Source organism: Sphingobacterium alkalisoli, from assembly GCF_005049105.1.
Classification (GTDB): domain Bacteria; phylum Bacteroidota; class Bacteroidia; order Sphingobacteriales; family Sphingobacteriaceae; genus Sphingobacterium; species Sphingobacterium alkalisoli.
Genome location: NZ_SUKA01000002.1, coordinates 640,892 through 662,759 on the forward strand (window position 1 = coordinate 640,892; position 21,868 = coordinate 662,759).

Genomic DNA, 21,868 nt, shown 5'->3' on the forward strand with positions numbered 1-21,868 from the left:
TTATCTTAGACGCAGTTTTTAAATCAGGGTTTAACACCGGTTAACAAAAATATAAATAAAATCTTAATTTAATTTTTGACCTGTCAAAGAAGCATTATTTAAACGAGAATCTATAACATATTGTTACAAAATAAATAGTAAAAGTCTAGATGAGTAAAGGAATAACAAGCCGTAGTGAGGATTATTCGCAATGGTATAATGATTTGGTAATAAAAGCGGATTTAGCTGAATACGCTGCGGTGAGGGGTTGTATGGTCATTAAACCCTATGGCTATGGAATATGGGAAAGAATGCAGGCTATTTTAGATAAAAGGTTTAAGGAAACAGGCCATAGTAACGCTTATTTTCCACTATTTATTCCTAAGTCTTTTTTCTCGAAAGAAGCTTCACACGTTGAAGGGTTTGCAACGGAGTGTGCCGTAGTGACACATTACCGCTTAAAAAACGATGGCAACGGCAATATCATTGTGGATGAAGAGGCCAAACTAGAGGAAGAATTAATTGTTAGACCGACTTCTGAAACGATTATTTGGAATACGTATAGAGGCTGGATAGAATCCTATAGAGATCTTCCTATTTTGGTAAATCAATGGGCCAATGTCGTGAGATGGGAAATGCGTACGCGGTTGTTCTTGCGCACTTCTGAGTTCCTATGGCAAGAGGGGCATACGGCGCACGCCACGGAGCAGGAAGCTATCGAAGAAGCAGAACGTATGTTGGACGTTTATGCCGAATTTGCCGAAAATATATTGGCCGTACCGGTAATTCGTGGTCGTAAAACCGAAAATGAACGATTTGCAGGAGCTTTAGACACCTATTGTATAGAAGCGTTAATGCAAGATGGTAAAGCATTGCAGGCCGGAACTTCCCATTTTTTAGGGCAGAATTTTGCAAAGGCTTTCGACGTCAAATTTACCTCTAAGGAGGGAAAGCTAGAGCACGTATGGGCAACTTCATGGGGTGTTTCTACCCGTTTGATGGGGGCACTCGTTATGGCACATTCAGATGATCAAGGATTAGTACTTCCTCCTAAATTAGCACCAATTCAGGTGGTGATTGTCCCCATTTTCAGAACAGAAGAAGAGAAAGCGGCCATAGATACTTACGTCGATCATCTGATGGGTGAACTTAAAAATGTAGGTGTATCGGTAAAATTTGACGATCGAGATACACAACGGCCCGGCTTTAAGTTTGCAGAATGGGAGCTGAAAGGTGTGCCATTACGAGTGGCGCTAGGTGCACGTGATATGCAAAACGGTACAGTGGAGTTAGCTAGACGTGACACACAAACGAAAGAGACGGTTTCGCAGGAAGGTCTTTCCGCAAGGATAGAAAGCTTGTTAGATGAAATTCAAATTAATATCTATCAGAAAGCATTAAATTTTAGAGACAGTCATATTACCGAGGTGAACTCCTATGATGAATTTAAAGAAGTACTTGACAAGAAAGGTGGATTTATTTCCTGTCATTGGGACGGCAGTGTAGAAACGGAAAAGCGGATAAAAGAGGAAACAAAAGCTACTATTCGATGTATTCCTTTAGATAGTAAAAAGGAAGAAGGAATCTGTATTTTTACAGGAAAGCCATCCGTACAACGGGTACTTTTTGCAAAGGCTTATTAGATTGGTGACTAGTGACTAGTGACTAGTGATCGTGAATAGTGATTCGTGACTAGTGATTGGTCCAAAAAAAAGAAAATGTGAAGACAACGAGGATGCTTATTTTAGGCTGCGGTTGGGTAGGGGAGGAATTCGCTATCCAATGTAGAGATCAGGGAATAGAAGTATGGGCAAGTACCACTAATATAGAAAAATACCATCGTTTGAAGAGCGATGGTATTTTTGCGTTCTTGATGAATTTTGATCAGGACTATCAGGTGCCCAATTTTCTGCCCGATACATTTGACTATGTTTTAACAAGTGTTCCTGCCAGCAAAAAGAATACGATAACAACCATTTCGCAGCGATTTGATAACGTTTCGCATTTTATTCGACTATTACAGTATGATAAGCACATTTTCTTAAGTTCAATTGGTGTATATCCTGATGTAGAAGGGCCGATCGACGAAAATTTCAGTGATAAAGATTCTTTAAATAGGTTACTCTTTTTAGCGGAGGATAAGATGAGATCCCTATCTCAAACAACGGTGTTTCGTTTAGGAGGCCTTTTCGGGAAAAACCGAATATTTGCAAAGTATTTTGCTGGAAAAATATGTACAACAGGTGATCAGCCCACAAACTTTATTCATTTAACAGACGTTATACGACTACTTTTTGACGTTTTTTCGACAGATTTGAAAGATAATTTGTTTAATATTGTTTGCCCTGCGCATCCTCTAAAAAAGGAGGTGATCGTTGCATCGGCAGCTAAATACGGCTATGAATTGCCGATCTCTTTTGAACCGGAGCGCATAACGCGAAAAATCGTCTCTTCCGATCGAGTTATTCAAGCATTAGGTTATACTTTTATTTATCCTTCTCCTTTAAATTTTTAATGGTTTTAAGCACTTAAAGTTAAAGAAATGGCATATAAATTTGCGACAAAGGCTATTCATGCTGGTCAGCATGCGGATCCTAGCACAGGTGCGGTGATGACACCGATATATCAAACTTCCACTTACAGACAGTCTTCCCCAGGCAATCATAAAGGCTTTGAATATTCGCGAGGAACTAATCCTACTCGTAAGGCTTTAGAAGATTGTGTGGCTGCGCTCGAAAATGGTCAGTTTGGATTAGCGTTCGCCAGTGGTATGGCTGCTACAGATTGTGTCTTGCGTTTGTTACAGCCGGGAGACGAGGTTGTTACTGGAGACGACTTATATGGTGGATCTTACCGTATATTTACGAAGGTGTACGAGCAGTATGGTATCAAATTTGTTTTCGTGAATGCATCGGACAGTGAAGCGGTGCGTCGCGGGATAACCGAAAAGACCAAATTAATTTGGATCGAAACGCCAACTAATCCGACGCTGAAATTAGCGGATATAGAAGAAATTGGCAAGATTGCGAAGCAAAATAATATACTATATGTTGTCGACAATACGTTTGCTTCTCCCTATTTGCAAAATCCGCTGGATCTAGGAGCCGATATCGTTATGCATTCGGCGACTAAATACATAAATGGACATTCTGATGTTGTAATGGGCGCACTAATTATGAATTCGGTAGAATTATATAAACAATTATTCTTCTTTTACAATGCCGTCGGTAGCACCCCTGGGCCTCAAGATTCCTTTTTAGCGCTCCGCGGAATTAAAACTTTGCATTTGCGGATGCAAGCTCACTGCGCGAATGGACGAAAAGTTGCTGAATTCTTGAAAAACCATCCAAAAATAGAGAAAATCTACTGGCCAGGGTTTGAAGACCATCCAGGCCATGCGATTGCGAAGAAGCAAATGAAAGATTTTGGTGGCATGATTTCCATCGTATTAAAAGACGCTGATCTACAGGAGACCTTTCGAATCGCTTCGCGGTTTAAGGTGTTTACCCTGGCTGAATCTTTAGGAGGTGTAGAATCTTTAGTTAATCATCCTGCTACCATGACACACGGTTCTATACCCAGAGAGATACGTGAAAAAGCCGGAGTAGTTGATAATTTATTGCGTTTGTCGGTGGGTATAGAAGATGCGGAAGACCTGATTGAGGATTTAAAAGAGGTATTGTCCTAACGTTAAAATGGGTTACGAGTTAGGGAAATGGCATTAACCCCTTATTTAGATGTCTCCATTCCGGTTTTCTTTAATCAAAATAATGGTATGGTACTATCGGAATTTCTATTTTAATTAATGATGTCAGATTTTAACATAAAATATTTTTTAGATAAAAAGGTGTTGGAGTATAATCAACCAGCCTTCATCACTAATGATCCAATTTGTATTCCACACTTGTTTACACTGAAGCAAGATATTGAAATAATGGGCTTTTTTGCTTCAATACTAGCTTGGGGACAACGCAAGACGATCATCAACAAATGCAGGGAGCTTATTGATCTAATGAAGGGTAATCCATACCACTTTGTGCTTAATCATCAAGAAGAGGACCTCAAAAGTCTTTTGGGGTTTAAGCATCGCACATTTAATGATACCGATTTACTTTACTTTATTTCGTTTTTTCGGTATCATTATAGTCACTTTGATTCGTTGGAAGATGCTTTCTTAATAGGGCAGGAAGAAGATAAAGCGGTTTCTGTAGAGATGGCTTTAAACGAGTTTAAAAACTATTTCTTTTCCTTGTCCGATTATCCCATGCGAACACGTAAACATATCAGTTCACCGCTTCAAAAGTCTACTTGTAAGCGTCTGAATATGTTTCTTCGATGGATGGTACGCACGGATGAAAGCGGTGTCGATTTTGGAATTTGGAACCGTATTTTACCCAGTCAATTAATTGCGCCCTGTGATGTCCATGTCGAGCGCGTGGCACGCAAATTTCATTTGATTACGTTAGAAAAAGTAAATTGGAAAACGGCAATCGAACTAACAGAAAACCTAAGATTATTGGATCCACAAGACCCTGTCAAATACGATTTCGCTCTATTTGGATTAGGCGTGGAACGGGAGATGTAATTTACAAGAGTTTGAACATTTCTTTGTGTGGGCCGATTCCGGGAATATCAAATTCATCCGACATAAACTCGAAACCTAATTTTTCATAGAAAGGAAAGGCAATAGTTCGGGCATTGAACCACAGGTAATCTACCTGTAATTGCGTTTTTAAATGTAATTCTGCAGATCTCAAAAGATCTCCGGCATAACCTTTCCGTAGATGATCGGGATGTGTAGCCATTCCCCTTAGACGGTAGCCGGCTTTAGGTAATTTGCCATGATTTTCTTTCATACAGGTCAGTACACAGACTAATCTCTCGCTGTCGTCAACATATCCCATATGGAAGGTTGTCGGCAGGAGATCATGATCAAATATACATTGATCTTCTGGAAGTCCGCTACGTAGTACAAGCGAACGTAAGGGCAGTGTCTGTTCAGGTTTTATAAAACGAATCATCTTTTGCTCAACTTATCCAAGATATCAACCAATCGGTTGGAATAGCCAAATTCATTGTCATACCAGCCGACCACTTTAACCAGTCCACCAACGATAGACGTAAGCTGTGCGTCAAATACGCAAGAATATGGATTATTAATGATGTCGACAGATACAATGGGATCTTCGGTATAATACAATACGTCCTTTAGTTCGTGCATTGCTGCTTCTCTAAATTTAGCGTTGATTTCGGCTACCGTCGTTTTTTTTGAAAGCGTACATGTAAAATCGGTAAGTGATCCATTGAGTACCGGTACCCGGATGCCTGCTCCCCCTAATTTACCTTCTAAGTGCGTAAATACATTTGTGATGGCCTTAGCCGCTCCTGTTGTTGTGGGGATAATAGAAGAGGAGGCTGCCCGCGCTCTACGGAGGTCCCGATGAGGGGAGTCATGCAGATTTTGATCGCCTGTCATCGAATGTACAGTAGTAATATATCCATCTTGTATCTGCCAATTTTCGTCTAATATTTTCACTAGGGGAGCGACATTATTGGTAGTGCAGCTGGCATTTGAAAAGATAGGCGCATTCCAGTCGAAACTTGAGTCATTTATTCCCAACACAACAGTCGGAATCTCTTTGTCGGGAGAAGGGGCAGAAATGATGACCTGTCTCGCTCCCGCCGCTAGGTGTTGGCTAGCCTTTTCTTTTGTTGTAAACAAACCGGTAGACTCTATTACGACATCGATATTCAGCTCTCCCCACGGTAAATCAGTTGGATTTTTAATGTTGAGCGTGCGTATGCTGTGCGCATCAACGCGTAGACTATTTTCTGTATAGCTCACTGTCCCCGGAAAGGGACCATGAACAGAATCATATTTGAATAAATGGGAAAGTGCCTTTGCATCTGTGAGGTCATTAATGGCCACCACTTCTACATTTTCAATTCCTCTCGTGATTAGATTCCGTAACGTATGCCTACCGATACGTCCGAAGCCGTTTATGGCAATTCTCATTTACTTCGTGTATAAAGTAATGATTTCATTGATGTTTTTATCACCTTCCCAATAGGATTGAAGTTTACCATTCACATCGTAAACATAATTTGCTGGGAATTGACTGGGTACATGAAATTTTTGGATAAAATCCTGATTTCTGTCGTACAGTACCTGAACATTCGGTTTATCTACCAGTTCTTTTGCAAACGATTCCAAGAATGAGGCCATCAAAGCTGGGTCATTCATGGAGACAAAGTAGAGGTTAATATCTTTGAGTTTATGGTAGTTTTTAGCGAGTGCATTAGCTTCTTCGCGACAATGGTGACATCCCGGATCGAAAAGAACAAAGATGGTTTTTTTTCCTTTTGGAAGGTCTGCATTGGTAAAAGAAATGCCTGATTTTACTTTATAAAAAGTGAATGGAGGTATATTCGGAATTGGTTCTGCTTTTTTTGAATCCGTTGTAGACGTTTGTTTTTGTAAATCAGCGGTAGATTCCACGACGTGATTATGCTCGTGACCTTCATGGTCGTGATCATGTCCATGGCTATGATCGTGATCTTCATGGTTATTTACTGTTGCAGGCGCTTTTGTGTTTGCGTTGTTCGTACAAGCTCCCAATAACAGAGTGCCTCCAAGTGTAACATAGACTACGATTTTTATATTCTTCATGAGCGTATGGTATTTGATATTTTACGCAAAGCTAAAAAAAATCTGCATTGTAATGAGCTAAGATTACTTTTTTGATATCCATCTGATAAATGAAGGAAATATCCATTGGCTACAGGTATACAATAAAAAAGGCTACCTGCAAAAGGTAGCCTTCTCAAATTAGTATATTAATCCGATTATGGAGTTACTACTTTAGCTTTCGTGTCCACAGCCTTTGTGAAATGTTTTTTTCCACTTAAGTCGTACACAGAAGGTGCTGCTAAGAAAATCGAAGAATAGGTTGCTACCGCGATACCAACTAAAATTGCAAAAGAGAACCCTCTAATTACTTCTCCGCCGAATAAGAATAATACCAACAATACAAAGATGACAGTCAATGATGTAATAACTGTACGGCTTAGGGTGGTATTAATGGCATGATTTATCGTATCGCCAAAATTTTTATTTAACGCATTTGGCTTATTAAGATCTTCCCTTATCCGGTCAAATACCACAACTGTATCATTCACGGAATATGCTAATACGGTAAGAAGGGCTGCGACAAAATGCTGATCGATATCTAAAGAAAATGGAACAATTCCATCAAGAATAGAGAACAGTCCTAGAATGATTATAGCATCATGTATCGTCGCCAAAGCCGCACCTGCAGCGTATTGCCATTTGTGGAAACGAACTAATATATAAGCAGCGATGATTAATATTGAGATAATACCTGACCACCACGCTCTATCTTTGATATCAGTGGCAATGGATGGACCCACTTTTTGGGAAGATAGAATTTCATATTTATTGCCTTCTATCTTAGAGAGACCTTCATTTAATTTGGATAAAACCTCTTGATCCGCCTCATCTGACGTTTCGTTGATATGGTAAGTTGTGGTAACTCGTACTTGATTCGCACTACCGAATATTTTTACTTCCGTAGTGGAATTGAATGTGTTATCCAAGTTTTTACGCACATCTTCCAGGTTGATTGGGTTCTCATAACTTACTGTAAACGTACGGCCACCTTGAAAATCAACACCCAATGTAAATCCTTTTGTTAAAATGGAGGCAATACAAATGACAATCGCTACGCTTGAAACGATATAAAAAGTTTTTCTCTTTTTAATAAACTGGTACTTTGCATTTTGCAACGTATTTGCTGACCATGGTAAAGAAACCGAAATTTTCATATTCTTATCCAACATGTATTCGAATATCAAACGAGAGATAAATATTGACGTAAATAGCGAAGTGACAATACCAATCATCAAGGTCGTTGCGAAGCCTAGGATTGGTCCGCTGCCGAAAAAGAACAGTACCATACCGACCAAAAACGTCGTAATTTGCGAATCGAGAATAGACGGCAAAGCATGTTTATAGCCATCAGCTATTGCTTGGCGTATTCCTTTGCCCGAACGTAGTTCTTCCCGTATGCGTTCATAGATTAGCACGTTGGCATCAACGGCGGTACCCATCGTTAATACAATACCAGCTATACCAGGTAAGGTAAGTACAGCGTTCAACGAAGCCAGTACACCCATCAGGAAAAAGACGTTGATAAGAACGGCAATATTTGCAGCAATACCCGCACGATTGTAATAAGCGATCATGAAGATCATGACGATGACAATACCAATAATTGAGGAGTTAACGCCGGCATCAATAGCAGCTTGACCGAGTGAAGGACCGACAATGGCCTCTTCAACGATTTTTGCTGTAGTCGGTAAGCGACCTGCTTTCAATACGTTTGCTAAATCTTTGGTGTCTTCAATGGTAAAGCTCCCGGAAATGGAAGAATTACCGCCTGCTATTTCACTTGAAACAGAAGGAGCCGAATACACGACATTATCAAGTACGATAGCTATAGATGCTTTGGTCTGTGCAGCTTTGGCCGTGATTTTACGCCATTCACGCGCTCCAGCGGAGTTCATGCTCATGGAGACAACAGGTGCATTCGTTTGTGGGTCAAATTCATCTCTGGCGTCTGTAATCACTTCACCAGTTAGCACAGCAGGATTGTCGCCCGGAGCTGGTTTGATGGCGTATAGCGATAAGACGTTTGGTGCACTTTGTTCCGGTTTAACAGCCCATAATAGTGCAATATTTGATGGAATGATGGCTTTCACCTCAGGCCGTGCCAAATAGGCATTTACTTTAGCAGTATCCTTTAGGTTGGCTCGACCCACCATCGGGCCGGGAATCAATTGAGGCTGACCATTTTCGCCTCTATATACCGCAGGTTCCAGAACACTAAACAACGGATTTTCGGCAGCAAGATTTGCAGCTATTGCCGAGGAATCATTGCTTTCAGTCTTATTGGCACCAAGATTTGCTAATAAATTATCCTCATTTTTTGTTGAATCCACAGCAGTAGAATCTCCCGTGTTAACAGTTGCAGTGCTAGTAGACGCCTCAGTTGCTTTTAATGTTCCTGCTAGTGTACGATTTACATTTTCAAGTAAACTATATACCTGTATATTGTCATGCGTTTCGTAAAACTCTAGCTTTGCCGACCCTTGTAATAGTTTCCGTACACGGGTTTCATCGTTTACACCTGGTAGTTCAATAAGGATACGGTTAGTACCTTGTTGAACTTGGATGTTTGGAGAGGAAACACCAAATTTATCAATACGTGTACGCAATACTTTGTACGAATTTTGAATCGCATTGTCTGATTCCTTTTGCAGGAAATTTTTAACATCATTATCGGAACTAGTCGCTTTTATTAAAGTTGCGTTGTCTTTTGTAGCAAAAAAAGTTGCCAGCGAAGTAGAAGCTCCTGTTGCTTTGTATTCATCAATAAACAAATCTACGACAGATTTGTTCGCAGTTTTACTTTTTTGAACAGCACTTTGTAATGCCGTATTGAATTTTTCGTCTTTTGTCTTATTGGCGAGGTTACTGATTAATTCGTCTAGTGCGATTTCCATCGTAACGTTCATACCTCCTTTAAGATCGAGACCTAATGCTAGCTCGTACGCTTTGCATTCTCTGTACGTATACTTAGCAAATCCTAAGTTAAATACGGTTTCACCAGCTATAGAGTCCAAATAGGCTTTTTCCTTAGCCATATCGCCAACTGCATGTGCTGCAGCGTCACGTTCTACTTTACGTGTCACAAATGTGAATGATAGGGAATAGAGGCATGCTAATGATACCACTATTACCAAAAATTTAATCAGCCCTTTACTCTGCATTTTTGTATTCGTGTATTAGTTTGATAGTTTATTCGTTAATTGTTTTTTTAGCTGATAAAATATAATTTACCAAGAACCGCAAAGGTATAAAAATTTTGTATAAAGAAAACTAAAATTGAAGATATCTATTGAAAAATTAACAGATAGGGGAAGGGCGGATTTTGCTGATTAGCAAAATCGCGAATTCGTTGTTAGCGAATTCGCGAAAATAATAATTATTTTAATGTAAATTTAAAACCTAGCGTAAAACGGGCGGGTTCGAAATCCGACTCGTGCGAAAGGTTCCACCAAGGTTTCCAATCAAAATGAAAAGCTAAAGGTGCGGTTGGAATTTTGTATTCTAGACCTGCAGCTGGACGTACGGCAAAATGCGCATGATCGTCGTCGCCCCAATGGTCAACAAAGGCAATCTGTGGACCAACCCCTACATACCATCCCAAACCATTCGTTCCACGGAAAGGTTGGTTATAAGAATAGTCGGCTCCGATTATGGTTACATGATCTCCAAATAATACCTGGGCATTACCCGCGTTGGTTCCATCGAATGAATGCTTTATTTGGGGGCCAAATAGTGTAGCGCCGTCGCCAGCATCGATAGCCAGTCCTAGGGCCGTTTTATAGGCCTGCGCATTTGCCTCAAAGGTTGCTAGTGTCAGCACTGAGGCCGAAAATAATGATAGAATTACTTTTTTCATTTTTACTAATTTGTGTTTTAATCATTTTTCTTCTCAATGAAACCTTGCAAAGAGCTTGCCAAAATAGAATGTTCAACATTATATTACGTACCATATGCCTTTATAATCGGATTGTCATTTCTCTTGAAATAGTAGTTTTTATTTGATGAAAACGTTTTTTTTTGTAATTTTGCCTGGCAAATAGAAAACCCAGAACGTATTTGCCATGCAATTAGATCCACAAAAATTCGTAGCTGAAGGACTTACATATGACGATGTCTTATTGATCCCAGCATATTCAGAGATTCTACCAAGAGACGTAGATACCAGTACATATCTTACCAAAAAAATCAAGCTCAATATACCGTTGGTATCAGCGGCTATGGATACTGTTACGGAGTTTGATTTGGCTATTGCGATAGCGCAGGCTGGTGGAATAGGGATGTTGCACAAGAACATGACCATTGATCAGCAGGCGGCGGAAGTACGTAAAGTAAAGCGCTCGGAGAGTGGAATGATTCAGGATCCCGTTACCTTATTGAAAAACGCGACAGTGGGTGACGCCTTTGCTATTATGAAGGAGCACAAAATAGGTGGTATCCCTGTCATCGCCCTGGATGGTAGATTGGTTGGAATTGTTACCAATAGAGATCTTCGTTTTCAAAAAGATATGGCAAGACCTATTAGCGAACTTATGACGAAGGATAACCTCGTTGTCGCCCCGGAAGGTACGGATCTGGTCAGAGCAGAAGAAATACTTCAAAACTATAAAATAGAAAAGCTACCAGTTGTCGATGCTAATTATAACCTTAAAGGTTTGATTACCTTTAAGGATATCCAAAAATATAAACATTATCCCAATGCGGCCAAAGATGGACATGGTAGGTTGTTGGTTGGTGCGGCGGTCGGCGTTACACCAGATACAGTAGAACGTGTGGATGCACTGGTAAAGGCTGGGGTTGATGTGGTGACTATTGACACGGCACATGGTCATTCCTTGGGAGTGATCAACAAGCTGAAGGAGGTGAAATCAAAATACCCGGAACTGCAGGTGATCGTCGGAAATATCGCTACAGGGGCAGCGGCTAAGGCATTAGCGGATGCCGGAGCAGACGGGGTAAAAGTTGGTATTGGTCCGGGATCTATCTGTACGACTCGCATCATTGCCGGTGTGGGTGTGCCACAATTGTATGCCGTATACGAGGTAGCGAAAGCATTAAAAGGTACGGGCGTCCCTGTTATTGCGGATGGTGGTATTAAGCAAACGGGTGATATCGCAAAGGCAATTGCCGCGGGTGCGGATACCATAATGGCAGGTTCTCTTTTCGCTGGGGTAGAAGAGGCTCCGGGAGAAACCATCTTATTAGAGGGACGGAAATTCAAATCTTATCGGGGTATGGGATCGGTAGAGGCGATGGAGAAAGGGTCTAAAGATCGTTATTTCCAAGATGTAGAGGATGATATTAAGAAGTTAGTGCCAGAGGGTATTGTGGGGCGTGTACCTTATAAAGGTACTTTAGCAGAAGTAGTATATCAGTATATAGGTGGATTACGCGCTTCGATGGGGTATTGTGGAGCCGGATCTATAGCACAACTTCAGGAAGCACAGTTTGTACGTATCACAGGCGCAGGTTTACGTGAGTCGCATCCACATAATATTCAGATCACGAAAGAAGCTCCTAACTACAATAGTCGAGGTTAAAAATAGTACAGATATAATAGAAAATAGCTTGGAAAATGTTTTCAAGCTATTTTTTTTTGCTTCGTAAGTTCATTTTTTTTTGAGAAATGAAATAAATATGGTATCATTATATGGGCAAAAAAAATCTATGAACAAATTTTTGTATTTCTTTAACCTTCACGAAGGTGAAGATGATAAAGAGAATGTATTAGAGAGTGTAGTAAAAAATATCTCTTTCCGAGGTGCAAATGCTTGGATATTAGCCTGTGCGATCGTTGTCGCATCGGTAGGTCTTAATGTGAACTCAACGGCAGTTATTATTGGTGCGATGCTAATATCCCCCTTAATGGGACCAATCATCGGTGCTGGTTTCGCGTTGGGCACTTATAATTTTCCATTGCTTAAAAAGTCAATGAAGAATTTAGGTATCGCGACACTGATTTCTTTGGTAGTTTCTTTTATTTACTTTTTGTTGAGCCCCTTTAAAGATGCGCAGTCAGAATTGTTGGCGCGTACATCACCTAATATATATGATGTCTTGATCGCTGTTTTTGGTGGCTTGGTGGGGGTCATTGCAATCACGCGCGAAAATAAAGGAAATCCCATTCCGGGAGTAGCAATTGCAACCGCATTAATGCCTCCTTTATGTACAGCGGGCTATGGTTTAGCCATCGGCAATCTAGCCTTCTTTGCTGGTGCAATATATCTGTATTTTATCAATTGTTTTTTTATCTGCTTAGCGACTTTTGTTATTGTAAAGTATTTAAAATATCCGAAAATCAATTTCGTCGACGCAAAAAAGGAGAAGCGAATTACAAGAAGTATTACCTTCTTGATTTTAGTATTGGTGTTGCCCAGTTTTTATTTTGCGTATATCCTTCTGCAAGAGCGCAAGTATGTGAATAAAGTAAACCAATTTATTCAACAGGAGTTCGTAGATAGGGGGTATACCATCATATATGAGCGTTTGCAATTTAATGCCAAACCCAAAAAGATAGAATTGGCTTTTTTGTCTAAAAAAATGGATGATCGGGAAATACAGACCTTTCAAGAGCGTCTAAAAAATTTTGGTATTAGTAATACAGAACTTATCATTAGACAGGATAGTTTAGACCTCAAGGCTGATATCTTGAAGGAAATAAATAAACAATCTTATGTGGTGTCTGAAAAAGATATTACCATTAGAAATCTCAGTAACAGAATTTCAAGATTTGAACTCGATCATCCACAGCTGAACAAAAATATACAAGTCTTGTTCCCGCAGATTACAAGTTATACAATAGGTCGACAGACTGGGTACGTTAGTGCAGACAGCAGCATACAGTCCATCGCATTAATCTATGACGCGAATACAGAATTAGAGGAAGCAGAACTATTTAAATTATCGGGTTGGCTTAAGAATCAATACCCTAAGGATAGCGTTATTGTCCTCAAGAGGTAGTTAATAATCTTAAGATATAATGCAAAAGGAGCTTGCTTAAGAAGCTCCTTTTGCATTTGATCGTACAGATAATAAGAGATATCCAATTAGTCCTGATAGCAAAGAACCTAAAAGTACGGCCAATTTGGCTTCTTCAACATATAACGGATTGGAGAAAGATAAGATAGATATAAATATTGACATCGTAAATCCGATTCCACCTAAAAATCCTACACCTAGAATATGTCGCCAATTAGCTCCTTCCGGCAAATTACATAAACCAAGCTTCTTTGCTAAAAAAGATATTCCCAGAATACCAACTGATTTACCAATTACTAAGCCGGTCATGATGCCTATTCCTAAAGCGGAGGTAAGTCCCGCCATCATCTCTGAATGAATGGTGATATTTGTGTTCGCTATTGCAAAGATGGGGACAATTAAAAAATTAACAGGTTTGGTCAATGCGTGTTCCAGTTTTTCGAGAGCCGATTCCTTTGCATCGGGTGTTGTAGGAAGTGTTAGCGCGACTAATACCCCGGCAATGGTGGCATGTATGCCGGAATGGTGTACGAAGTACCAAATAAATACGCCCGGAATTAGATAGGCCCAAATTGCTTTTACCCCTAAATAATTGAGCAAGATAAGAAAGGCGAAGATACCAAGGGCAATAAATAAGTAATTGGTATGCAGATCCGAGCTGTAGAAGAGTGCGATGACTAATATGGCAAGTAGATCATCTACAATGGCAAGTGCGGCTAAAAAGATCTTGAGCGATGTTGGTACCTTATTGCCTAGCATCGTAATAACTGCCAGCGCAAATGCAATATCTGTTGCCATCGGTATCCCCCACCCACTTGCTGTATCTGTACCTTTATTAATGAAGGCATAAATCAACGCGGGTACTATAGCACCCCCTATGGCCGCTAAAATAGGGAGTAGTGCTTGTTTAGGGGAAGATAATTCTCCCTCTACGAGCTCTCTTTTAATTTCAAGTCCTACAAGTAAAAAGAATATAGCCATGAGGCCGTCATTAATCCAGAGAAGGATGGAGTAATTGAGGTGTATAGACTCGTTCTCGAATCCGATCTCGGTGTCTAGAAAGTTAGCAAATGTAACTCCAAATGGAGAATTAGCAATAATCATAGACAATATCACACCTGCAAAAAGAATGATTCCACCTGCATTACTTGATCGCAAGAAATCGTTGAAGACGCGTAAATTAATTAGTTTAGCCATATTTTAATCGTGTTTGTTCCAAAAATTAGCATTTTTGAATTGATAAAGAGAGTTGTTAAATTTCGGATCTATTTTTTGTTTTTTCTGACTGTCGTAGTCCTGCATTAACTTGTACACTTTTCCATGCAGGAAAATAATAGCAATTATATTGAGCCAGGCCATCAAACCTACACCTATGTCACCTAATGTCCATACATCTTTTGCCGTAGTGACGCAGCCCACGTAAGTCGATACTAATATTAAAATTCGTAGACCCCATAGTAATAGTGTGTTTTTTCTTTTTCCACTGATAAAACTAATATTGGTTTCTGCAATATAATAATAAGCCATGATGGTTGTAAAAGCAAAGAATGTCAACGCTAAGGCGACAAAAGCACTTCCGATATTCGGGAAATGCTGGGATACGGCATACTGTGTGAATTCCGGCCCCATCTGCGCATTTGGTAGATTTTGCACAATAAATCCGCCTGCCGGATTTTCCACATTATACATTCCTGTAAACAGGATCATAAACGCCGTAGCGGTACATACAAATAGGGTGTCAACATATACCGAAAAGCCTTGTACAAGCCCTTGTTTAATGGGGTGAGATACCGCTGCTGCTGCAGCAGCATGAGGAGCCGTACCTTGGCCAGCCTCATTACTGTAAATTCCGCGTTTTACACCCCATGAAATGGCCGTCCCCACGATACCACCGAATGCAGCATGCCCACCGAATGCAGAGTCTAGTATCAATGAAAATATAGCTGGAATCTGTGAAATATTAAAACCGATGATGACAATTGCCATGAGGATATAAGACCCTGCCATGAAGGGTACGACAAACTCGGCGACCTTTGAGATCCGCTTTACGCCCCCTATAATGATAATCGCCAAAAAGAAAACTAAACATAAACCTGTCGTAATCGGAGAAAAATTGAAGGAGGATTCGAGAGCGATGGAAATACTATTGCTTTGTACGCTAGGGAGTAGAAAACCTGTGCTCAGAACCGTTACAATAGCGAAAGCCCAAGCAAAAGGTTTGTTGTTTAAACCTTTTAAAATATAAAAGGCTGGTCCACCGCGGTATTGACCATCCTTTACTTCTTTGTATAATTGCCCGAGTGTCGCCTCGATAATTGCGGAGGCACTTCCAACTATCGCTATCATCCACATCCAGAAAACAGCTCCAGGTCCACCCATCCCAATTGCTGTAGCTACTCCGGCAATATTTCCAGTTCCTACACGTCCAGAGATGGCCAAAGAAAATGCCTGAAACGAAGAAATCCCCTTTTCAGATTCGCTTCCGTCTTCAGATTTACCTCCTTTAAAAAGAAGAGTTATCATATCTTTGATATACCGGATTTGTGGAAATTTAAATCGAATGGTAAAGTATAAACCCGATAGCATACACAAGTATACCAGCGCATCACTCCAGACTATATTGTATATTGCATTAATGATATTTTCCATTAGTTTAAGGATAATTTGAGAAGGCTCCAAAATACAATTTATATTTTAAATATCGTTTACAAAATCGAATTTTCCCTGTGAAATAAAAGCTTGAAATCCCAAAAAACTCCTACCTTTACCCCCTGTTAAAATAGTATATACGTGATTATTAAAAGATTAATGAATCCCGCACAGCTTTTTATCTATAGTTTTGTGGGATTAATCATCATAGGGACTTTACTTTTAAAACTACCGATCTCCTTAAATCAACCGATTTCGGTTATCGACGCTTTATTTACCGCGACGAGTGCGGTCTGCGTTACCGGACTAATCGTTGTAGATACGGCTACACATTTCACGATATATGGGCAGTTTTTTATCATGCTTCTGATTCAGGCTGGTGGAATTGGAATATTAAGTTTTGCAAGTTTCTTTAGTTATTTCTTTACGGGGTCCAGTACATATGCCGATCAGCTTGTATTCAAGGATTTTTTTAGTACAGATCGTTTAGGCGAAGTTTGGGTCCTCTTGAGACGGATTATGATCATCACATTTGGGATCGAACTGGTGGGAGCATTGTTGATTTATATCACCACATATCAGTATTCTGATGAAGGTTTTTTCCAGCAGGCATTCTTTTCTTTATTTCATGCCATCTCCTCATTTTGTAATGCCGGGTTCTCGACACTATCCAATGGGTTAATGGAAGATAGTGTGTTATTTAATTATAATTTCCAATTCGTTATAGCGGTGATATATATATTTGGTGGGCTTGGTTTTCCGATCGTGATCAATGTGCTAAAATATGTTAAGCATCTAATAAAAAGAATATTTAAGCTCATTACGACGCGGGAGCGGGCTCATCTTCCCTGGGTGGTAACGCTTAATAGCCGAGTTAATTTAATTACTACAGGTTTAATTACCCTAATAGCTACTGCGATATTATACTTTAAGGAAGCGGACCACGTGTTTGCCGAACATAGTACAGTTGGTAAGATCGTGATCGCCTTTGCAACGGCCACCACACCACGTACTGCGGGATATAATTCCATCGACTTTTCGCAGCTTCAATTTTCTTCCACTTTGCTTATTATTTTTTTAATGTGGATAGGTGCTTCTCCCAACTCTACCGGAGGGGGAATAAAAACAAGTAGTTTTGCCGTGGCTTTTTTGAATGTAACGACGTTGATTCGGGGAGCTGACCGGGTAGAAGCATTTAGAAGAGAGATTGGGACAAAGACCGTGCAACGGGCTTTTGCAACTATATTTTTGTCCCTACTGGTTATTGGGGCTGCGGTGTTTGCTATATCCTATTTTCAGCCGGAACTACATCTTCTTGATATTGTTTTTGAATGTTTTTCGGCATATAGTACCGTCGGGTTGAGTTTAGGCCTTACCGCGCAGTTATCTACGGCCAGCAAGTTGGTTTTAATCGTTACCATGTTTATCGGACGTGTTACCATGTTGACTATTTTAATTGCTTTAATTCAAAAAATGAAGTTTACGCATTATCGGTATGCTTCAGAGGAGCTGACGATCAATTAAAAGGTTCTAGGGTTGAAAGCGAGCGAAAGTGGACGTATAAGATGAAGAATAGGAATTAAATAATTATAGATGAAATTTATTGTAATAGGACTAGGAAATTATGGTGCATCCTTAGCAGAGAAATTGACTATTCAAGGCAACGAGGTAATAGGTGTAGACCAGCGAATTGAAAAAATTACCGCATTAAAAGAAAAGATTACCCATACTATAAGTATTGATGCTACAGATGAAATTGCGTTTCGTAAATTGCCGTTGAAGGATACTGACGTTGTTATCGTAGCAATTGGTGAGGATGAGGGGGCAAATATCATGGTGACTGCCTTATGTCGGGAGGCGAATGTCAAAAGGCTTATCAGTAGAGCGGTGAATAATCTCCACGAAAAGGTGTTATACGCGCTTGGCGTAACCGAAATTGCACATCCTGAGGAAGAGTCGGCTGAGCGGTGGTCGAAGAAGCTTTGTATGACGGGGCTTATCGACTCATTTGAGTTGAATAATCGATATTCTATTGTCGAAGTGGTGGTACCTGAAAAATATGTTGGTCGCACTATTCAGGAAATAGGATTTAGAGAGAAATACGAGCTCTTGATTTTAACCATATTGAAAAATAGTGAAAAAAATAGTGTATTTGGTGTTGATCGCATTGTAACCACGGTTTTACATGGTATACCTAAACCTGATACGAAGTTGCAGGAAGGAGATATATTAGCAATCTACGGACATAATGATCATATTAAACGTTTTTTGAAATAAAACATATGATGTAGATATATAGCTTTTGTTGCAACCAAAATAAGATATGCGTGTTGTGTTGAAGGATAGTAGTTATGGCAAAAAGAAGAAATGATATTTTAAGGAAAAAGATCTATATCGTGATATTTAGGTCAGATACCGCTTTGGGGAAGCTTTTTGACGTGGTATTACTTTGGCTTATTGTTTTGAGTATTCTTTCTGTAGTGTTAGAAAGTGTGGAAAGTTTTAGAAACCAGCATCTACTTGCCATACGTATAGCGGAGTGGTTTTTTACAGCCTGCTTTACGATGGAGTACGCGCTTCGTATTTATAGCGTACATCGGGCGAGGCGTTATATCTTTAGTTTTTATGGCCTAATTGATTTATTGGCTTTTTTACCAGCGTACGTAAGTTTATTTTTTGCGGGTACACAATACCTTGTTGTGGTTAGAGCACTCCGGTTGTTAAGGGTCTTTCGAATACTAAAGCTCACCCGTTTTCTTTCAGAAAGCAATATTTTGCGAACTGCGCTGAAAGCGAGTATGTATAAGATCACGGTATTTTTATCCAGCGTACTTACATTGGTTACGATAATCGGGACATTGATGTACGTTATTGAAGGCGGAGAAAGCGGTTTTACAAGTATTCCGGTTTCTATTTATTGGGCAATCGTCACGATTACTACGGTTGGGTATGGTGATATATCTCCTCAAAGTCCTGCCGGGCAACTGCTCGCAAGTGTATTGATGATTATCGGATATGGAATAATTGCCGTTCCTACCGGTATTGTGTCTGTGGAAATGGCTAAGGCAACGGAGGGATCGAAGCGACAATGTAAGATGTGCCAAAGCCCTATTTACGATCCGAATTCGCGTTTTTGTTCTAACTGTGGTGTAGCTCTTAAATTAAAGTAATACCCATTGTCTCCCAACGGCATTTTTTTCAACAATACTAGCCTGATTTCTAACATAAGAGGAATCAGGTTGGTATTCGTGTATTTATTTTTTAGTTTTGAAGCTGTACTATTTACGGAAGATACTATGGAAAACTTGGAATTTAATGAAGTTCAACAACATTGGGACAAACTCTTGGCATCAGCGGTTGCCTGGGTACCCCGAATTTTAATTGCGGTAGCATCAGCGATACTTATCTATTTAATTGGTTCCTGGTTAATTAGGATTATTAAGCGTACGGCTGAAAAGACTTTTGAGCGGCGTGAGATGGATGTTTCTTTACAACGCTTTCTGGGTAATTTGATTAGTTGGGGCTTAAACATATTGCTTTTTATTGTCGTCGTTACGCAGTTGGGCGTACAAACATCTGCCTTTGTTGCGATAATCGGTGCGGCTGGTTTGGCTATCGGACTCGCTCTTCAGGGCTCTCTTTCTAATTTTGCAGGAGGGATTTTGATTCTTTTGCTTAAACCATTTAGAGTCGGTGACTATATTTCATCCAGCTCAGGTATATCAGGCACTATACAGGTAATAGATATCTTCAATACGAAACTGGTAACACCCCAGAATCAATTGGTGGTTGTTCCGAACGGCGAATTATCTAATAGTAGTATAACGAATTATACGCAGATGGGTACCCGTCGCACGTGGTTTGATATAGGGGTTTCATATGATGCGGATCTCAAGCAAGCAAAGGAAATTTTGCTGGAAGTTATAAAAAATAATGAGTTTGCTTTTGAAGACCCTGCACCTCAAGTGGTTGTTACGGAGCTTGGCGATAATGCCATTAATCTTTCTGTTCGGGCGACGACCTCCAACGAAAATTTTTGGACAATGAATGAGCAGCTGCTGATAGCTTGCAAAGCTGCTTTAGATCATGCAGGCATAGAAATTCCTTACCCGCAACGTGATATTCACATTCGCAACAAAAGCTAAAGCTGTTATTTAAGTATCTAGCATATACTATAGTTATGCTAGATACTAATTAGAAATATATTTCTAATTTTTTGTTTGTTTGAGTATATTATCGTAATATTGCAATGTTATATTATATTGTGAACTAGTTAGTAGATCGCAGTATAATATTCAATACTTATAAAGTTATCAGAAACCGTTTTGGTTCTTAACAACATTTAAAAATAAAACAGTATGACACTTGAACAGATTAAAGAAATCTTACCGAAATTGAACAATGTTGAATTTCAACTAGAAGATGGAACAGGGATTCCTGAGCATTTCCACGTTACCGAAGTGGGACAGATCGATAAGAAATTTATTGACTGTGGCGGTATTGTTCGCAATGAAACGGTCGTCAATTTCCAACTATGGAATGCTGATGACTATGAGCACCGACTGAAGCCCGAAAAGCTATTGAAGATTATTCAACTATCTGAAGATAAGTTGGGTATTGAAGATGCAGAAATTGAGGTAGAATACCAAAGTGATACCATCGGAAAATATGATTTAGATTTCAATGGAAAGATATTTGTGTTGAAAAATAAAACGACAGCTTGCCTGGCTGAAGATGCTTGTGGCATTCCGTCGGAGAAACAGAAGAAAAATCTAATCGAACTAAGCGTAAATCAATCTTCATGTTGTACCCCAAATTCGGGATGTTGTTAAAAAAATAAGCCACATTGCACCTATAGTCATATTGGTAGTGCGATGTGGGATTATTTATTATACCCTATTTAATCGTATAAAAATGTATAAAGAATTATCTCAAACGATCAAAAGCGTTCAACAACAGATTGTTAGTGAAGAGCGAAAAGAAATTTTACAACCTTTAGTAGATTTTATACAACTAAAAGTAAAAAAGGGGGAGAATGTAAATATCAATTTCATCTGTACGCATAACTCCCGTAGAAGTCATTTCGCCCAAATATGGGCACAGGCCGCGGCTTTCCATTATAATATTCCAAATGTATATTGTTACTCTGGTGGAACAGAGGAAACCGCTCTCTTTCCCAAAGTAGCAGAGACATTATCCAATCAGGGATTTACAATTTTTAAAATTGCGGAAGGTAATAATCCGGTATATGCAGTAAAGTATGACGATAGCGCTTTGCCCGTTATTGGCTTTTCCAAGAAATACGATAGCCTGTTTAATCCATCGGCGTCATTTGCAGCCGTAATGACCTGTTCACAGGCAGATGGGGGATGTCCTTTTATTGCGGGGGCCGAGAAAAGAATACCCATTACATTTGAAGATCCGAAAATCTCCGACAATACTCCGGAGCAAACAGAAGTTTACAGCGAACGAAGTTTGCAGATAGCGGCTGAAATGTCGCATGTTTTTTCTCAAATTACGAAGTAGTTAGACGCTAAAACCGATTGATGCTTTCAAATATTGAAAGCATCAATA

The 21,868-nt window shown here is 39.7% G+C and carries 19 protein-coding genes; 12 read left to right on the forward strand and 7 right to left on the reverse strand.

Going from position 1 to position 21,868, the window contains the following annotated elements:
• Positions 1-149: 149 nt before the first annotated feature.
• From proS to FAZ19_RS08465, 4 genes are all read left to right on the forward strand, one after another.
• Positions 150-1,622: a proline--tRNA ligase gene (proS, locus tag FAZ19_RS08450; protein ID WP_136820271.1), complete on the forward strand. Its 1,473-nt coding sequence runs from the start codon at positions 150-152 to the stop codon at positions 1,620-1,622.
• 77 nt (positions 1,623-1,699) lie between these two features.
• Positions 1,700-2,494 carry a Rossmann-fold NAD(P)-binding domain-containing protein gene (locus FAZ19_RS08455; RefSeq protein WP_229707379.1) on the forward strand — a complete coding sequence of 265 codons (795 nt, stop codon included), beginning with the start codon at positions 1,700-1,702 and terminating at the stop codon, positions 2,492-2,494.
• Between the two features lie 27 nt (positions 2,495-2,521).
• Positions 2,522-3,667, forward strand: a complete 1,146-nt coding sequence (locus FAZ19_RS08460) for a cystathionine gamma-synthase (RefSeq protein WP_136820272.1) — start codon at positions 2,522-2,524, stop codon at positions 3,665-3,667.
• Between the two features lie 120 nt (positions 3,668-3,787).
• On the forward strand, positions 3,788-4,564 hold the full coding sequence (locus FAZ19_RS08465) for a TIGR02757 family protein (protein ID WP_136820513.1): 777 nt from the start codon (positions 3,788-3,790) through the stop codon (positions 4,562-4,564).
• 1 nt (position 4,565) lies between these two features.
• Here FAZ19_RS08465 and FAZ19_RS08470 read toward each other — a convergent pair whose 3' ends face one another.
• From FAZ19_RS08470 to FAZ19_RS08490, 5 genes are all read right to left on the reverse strand, one after another.
• On the reverse strand, positions 4,566-5,000 hold the full coding sequence (locus FAZ19_RS08470) for a GNAT family N-acetyltransferase (RefSeq protein ID WP_136820273.1): 435 nt from the start codon (positions 4,998-5,000) through the stop codon (positions 4,566-4,568).
• The gene (gene gap, locus FAZ19_RS08475; protein WP_136820274.1) at positions 4,997-5,995 is read right to left on the reverse strand and encodes a type I glyceraldehyde-3-phosphate dehydrogenase; all 999 of its coding nucleotides are present in this window, start codon (positions 5,993-5,995) and stop codon (positions 4,997-4,999) included. Before gap ends, FAZ19_RS08470 begins: the two co-directional genes overlap by 4 nt.
• Entirely contained in the window at positions 5,996-6,649 is a 654-nt protein-coding gene (locus FAZ19_RS08480) for a peroxiredoxin family protein (protein ID WP_136820275.1), read from the reverse strand. It lies immediately after the preceding gene.
• A 176-nt stretch (positions 6,650-6,825) separates the two neighbouring features.
• The gene (gene secDF / locus FAZ19_RS08485; RefSeq protein ID WP_136820276.1) at positions 6,826-9,831 is read right to left on the reverse strand and encodes a protein translocase subunit SecDF; all 3,006 of its coding nucleotides are present in this window, start codon (positions 9,829-9,831) and stop codon (positions 6,826-6,828) included.
• Between the two features lie 215 nt (positions 9,832-10,046).
• Positions 10,047-10,526: a hypothetical protein gene (locus FAZ19_RS08490; protein ID WP_136820277.1), complete on the reverse strand. Its 480-nt coding sequence runs from the start codon at positions 10,524-10,526 to the stop codon at positions 10,047-10,049.
• A 205-nt stretch (positions 10,527-10,731) separates the two neighbouring features.
• On the opposite strand from FAZ19_RS08490, the gene guaB reads away from it, so the two are divergent.
• Both guaB and FAZ19_RS08500 read left to right on the forward strand, forming a co-directional pair.
• Positions 10,732-12,207, forward strand: coding sequence for an IMP dehydrogenase (gene guaB / locus FAZ19_RS08495; RefSeq protein WP_136820278.1), 1,476 nt, complete (start codon positions 10,732-10,734; stop codon positions 12,205-12,207).
• Positions 12,208-12,334: 127 nt separating this feature from the next.
• Positions 12,335-13,627, forward strand: coding sequence for a DUF389 domain-containing protein (locus tag FAZ19_RS08500; RefSeq protein ID WP_136820279.1), 1,293 nt, complete (start codon positions 12,335-12,337; stop codon positions 13,625-13,627).
• A 36-nt stretch (positions 13,628-13,663) separates the two neighbouring features.
• Here FAZ19_RS08500 and nhaA read toward each other — a convergent pair whose 3' ends face one another.
• A complete protein-coding gene (nhaA, locus tag FAZ19_RS08505) occupies positions 13,664-14,842 on the reverse strand; it encodes a Na+/H+ antiporter NhaA (protein WP_136820280.1) in 1,179 nt (392 codons plus the stop codon).
• A gap of 3 nt (positions 14,843-14,845) precedes the next feature.
• Positions 14,846-16,294: an alanine/glycine:cation symporter family protein gene (locus FAZ19_RS08510; RefSeq protein ID WP_136820281.1), complete on the reverse strand. Its 1,449-nt coding sequence runs from the start codon at positions 16,292-16,294 to the stop codon at positions 14,846-14,848.
• Positions 16,295-16,435: 141 nt separating this feature from the next.
• Here FAZ19_RS08510 and FAZ19_RS08515 point away from each other — a divergent pair, with 141 nt between their 5' ends.
• The 6 genes from FAZ19_RS08515 (at position 16,436) to FAZ19_RS08540 (ending at position 21,820) form a co-directional block, all read left to right on the forward strand.
• Positions 16,436-17,818, forward strand: coding sequence for a TrkH family potassium uptake protein (locus FAZ19_RS08515; protein WP_211245461.1), 1,383 nt, complete (start codon positions 16,436-16,438; stop codon positions 17,816-17,818).
• 69 nt (positions 17,819-17,887) lie between these two features.
• Entirely contained in the window at positions 17,888-18,571 is a 684-nt protein-coding gene (locus FAZ19_RS08520) for a potassium channel family protein (RefSeq protein WP_136820282.1), read from the forward strand.
• 74 nt (positions 18,572-18,645) lie between these two features.
• Positions 18,646-19,464, forward strand: a complete 819-nt coding sequence (locus FAZ19_RS08525; RefSeq protein ID WP_136820283.1) for an ion transporter — start codon at positions 18,646-18,648, stop codon at positions 19,462-19,464.
• Positions 19,465-19,590: 126 nt separating this feature from the next.
• Positions 19,591-20,439 carry a mechanosensitive ion channel family protein gene (locus tag FAZ19_RS08530; RefSeq protein WP_136820284.1) on the forward strand — a complete coding sequence of 283 codons (849 nt, stop codon included), beginning with the start codon at positions 19,591-19,593 and terminating at the stop codon, positions 20,437-20,439.
• A gap of 213 nt (positions 20,440-20,652) precedes the next feature.
• A complete protein-coding gene (locus FAZ19_RS08535; RefSeq protein ID WP_136820285.1) occupies positions 20,653-21,126 on the forward strand; it encodes a DUF6428 family protein in 474 nt (157 codons plus the stop codon).
• 82 nt (positions 21,127-21,208) lie between these two features.
• Positions 21,209-21,820: an arsenate-mycothiol transferase ArsC gene (locus tag FAZ19_RS08540; protein WP_136820286.1), complete on the forward strand. Its 612-nt coding sequence runs from the start codon at positions 21,209-21,211 to the stop codon at positions 21,818-21,820.
• Positions 21,821-21,868: the final 48 nt, after the last annotated feature.

Coding starts and splice junctions, on each gene's coding strand:
- FAZ19_RS08525 (WP_136820283.1), top strand. CDS start 18,646: ATGGCAAAAAGAAGAAATGATATTTTAAGGAAAAAGATCTATATCGTG.
- FAZ19_RS08510 (WP_136820281.1), bottom strand. CDS start 16,294: ATGGAAAATATCATTAATGCAATATACAATATAGTCTGGAGTGATGCG.
- secDF (WP_136820276.1), bottom strand. CDS start 9,831: ATGCAGAGTAAAGGGCTGATTAAATTTTTGGTAATAGTGGTATCATTA.
- FAZ19_RS08465 (WP_136820513.1), top strand. CDS start 3,788: ATGTCAGATTTTAACATAAAATATTTTTTAGATAAAAAGGTGTTGGAG.
- FAZ19_RS08520 (WP_136820282.1), top strand. CDS start 17,888: ATGAAATTTATTGTAATAGGACTAGGAAATTATGGTGCATCCTTAGCA.
- guaB (WP_136820278.1), top strand. CDS start 10,732: ATGCAATTAGATCCACAAAAATTCGTAGCTGAAGGACTTACATATGAC.
- FAZ19_RS08500 (WP_136820279.1), top strand. CDS start 12,335: ATGAACAAATTTTTGTATTTCTTTAACCTTCACGAAGGTGAAGATGAT.
- gap (WP_136820274.1), bottom strand. CDS start 5,995: ATGAGAATTGCCATAAACGGCTTCGGACGTATCGGTAGGCATACGTTA.
- nhaA (WP_136820280.1), bottom strand. CDS start 14,842: ATGGCTAAACTAATTAATTTACGCGTCTTCAACGATTTCTTGCGATCA.
- FAZ19_RS08535 (WP_136820285.1), top strand. CDS start 20,653: ATGACACTTGAACAGATTAAAGAAATCTTACCGAAATTGAACAATGTT.
- FAZ19_RS08460 (WP_136820272.1), top strand. CDS start 2,522: ATGGCATATAAATTTGCGACAAAGGCTATTCATGCTGGTCAGCATGCG.
- FAZ19_RS08480 (WP_136820275.1), bottom strand. CDS start 6,649: ATGAAGAATATAAAAATCGTAGTCTATGTTACACTTGGAGGCACTCTG.
- FAZ19_RS08530 (WP_136820284.1), top strand. CDS start 19,591: ATGGAAAACTTGGAATTTAATGAAGTTCAACAACATTGGGACAAACTC.
- FAZ19_RS08470 (WP_136820273.1), bottom strand. CDS start 5,000: ATGATTCGTTTTATAAAACCTGAACAGACACTGCCCTTACGTTCGCTT.
- FAZ19_RS08490 (WP_136820277.1), bottom strand. CDS start 10,526: ATGAAAAAAGTAATTCTATCATTATTTTCGGCCTCAGTGCTGACACTA.
- FAZ19_RS08540 (WP_136820286.1), top strand. CDS start 21,209: ATGTATAAAGAATTATCTCAAACGATCAAAAGCGTTCAACAACAGATT.
- proS (WP_136820271.1), top strand. CDS start 150: ATGAGTAAAGGAATAACAAGCCGTAGTGAGGATTATTCGCAATGGTAT.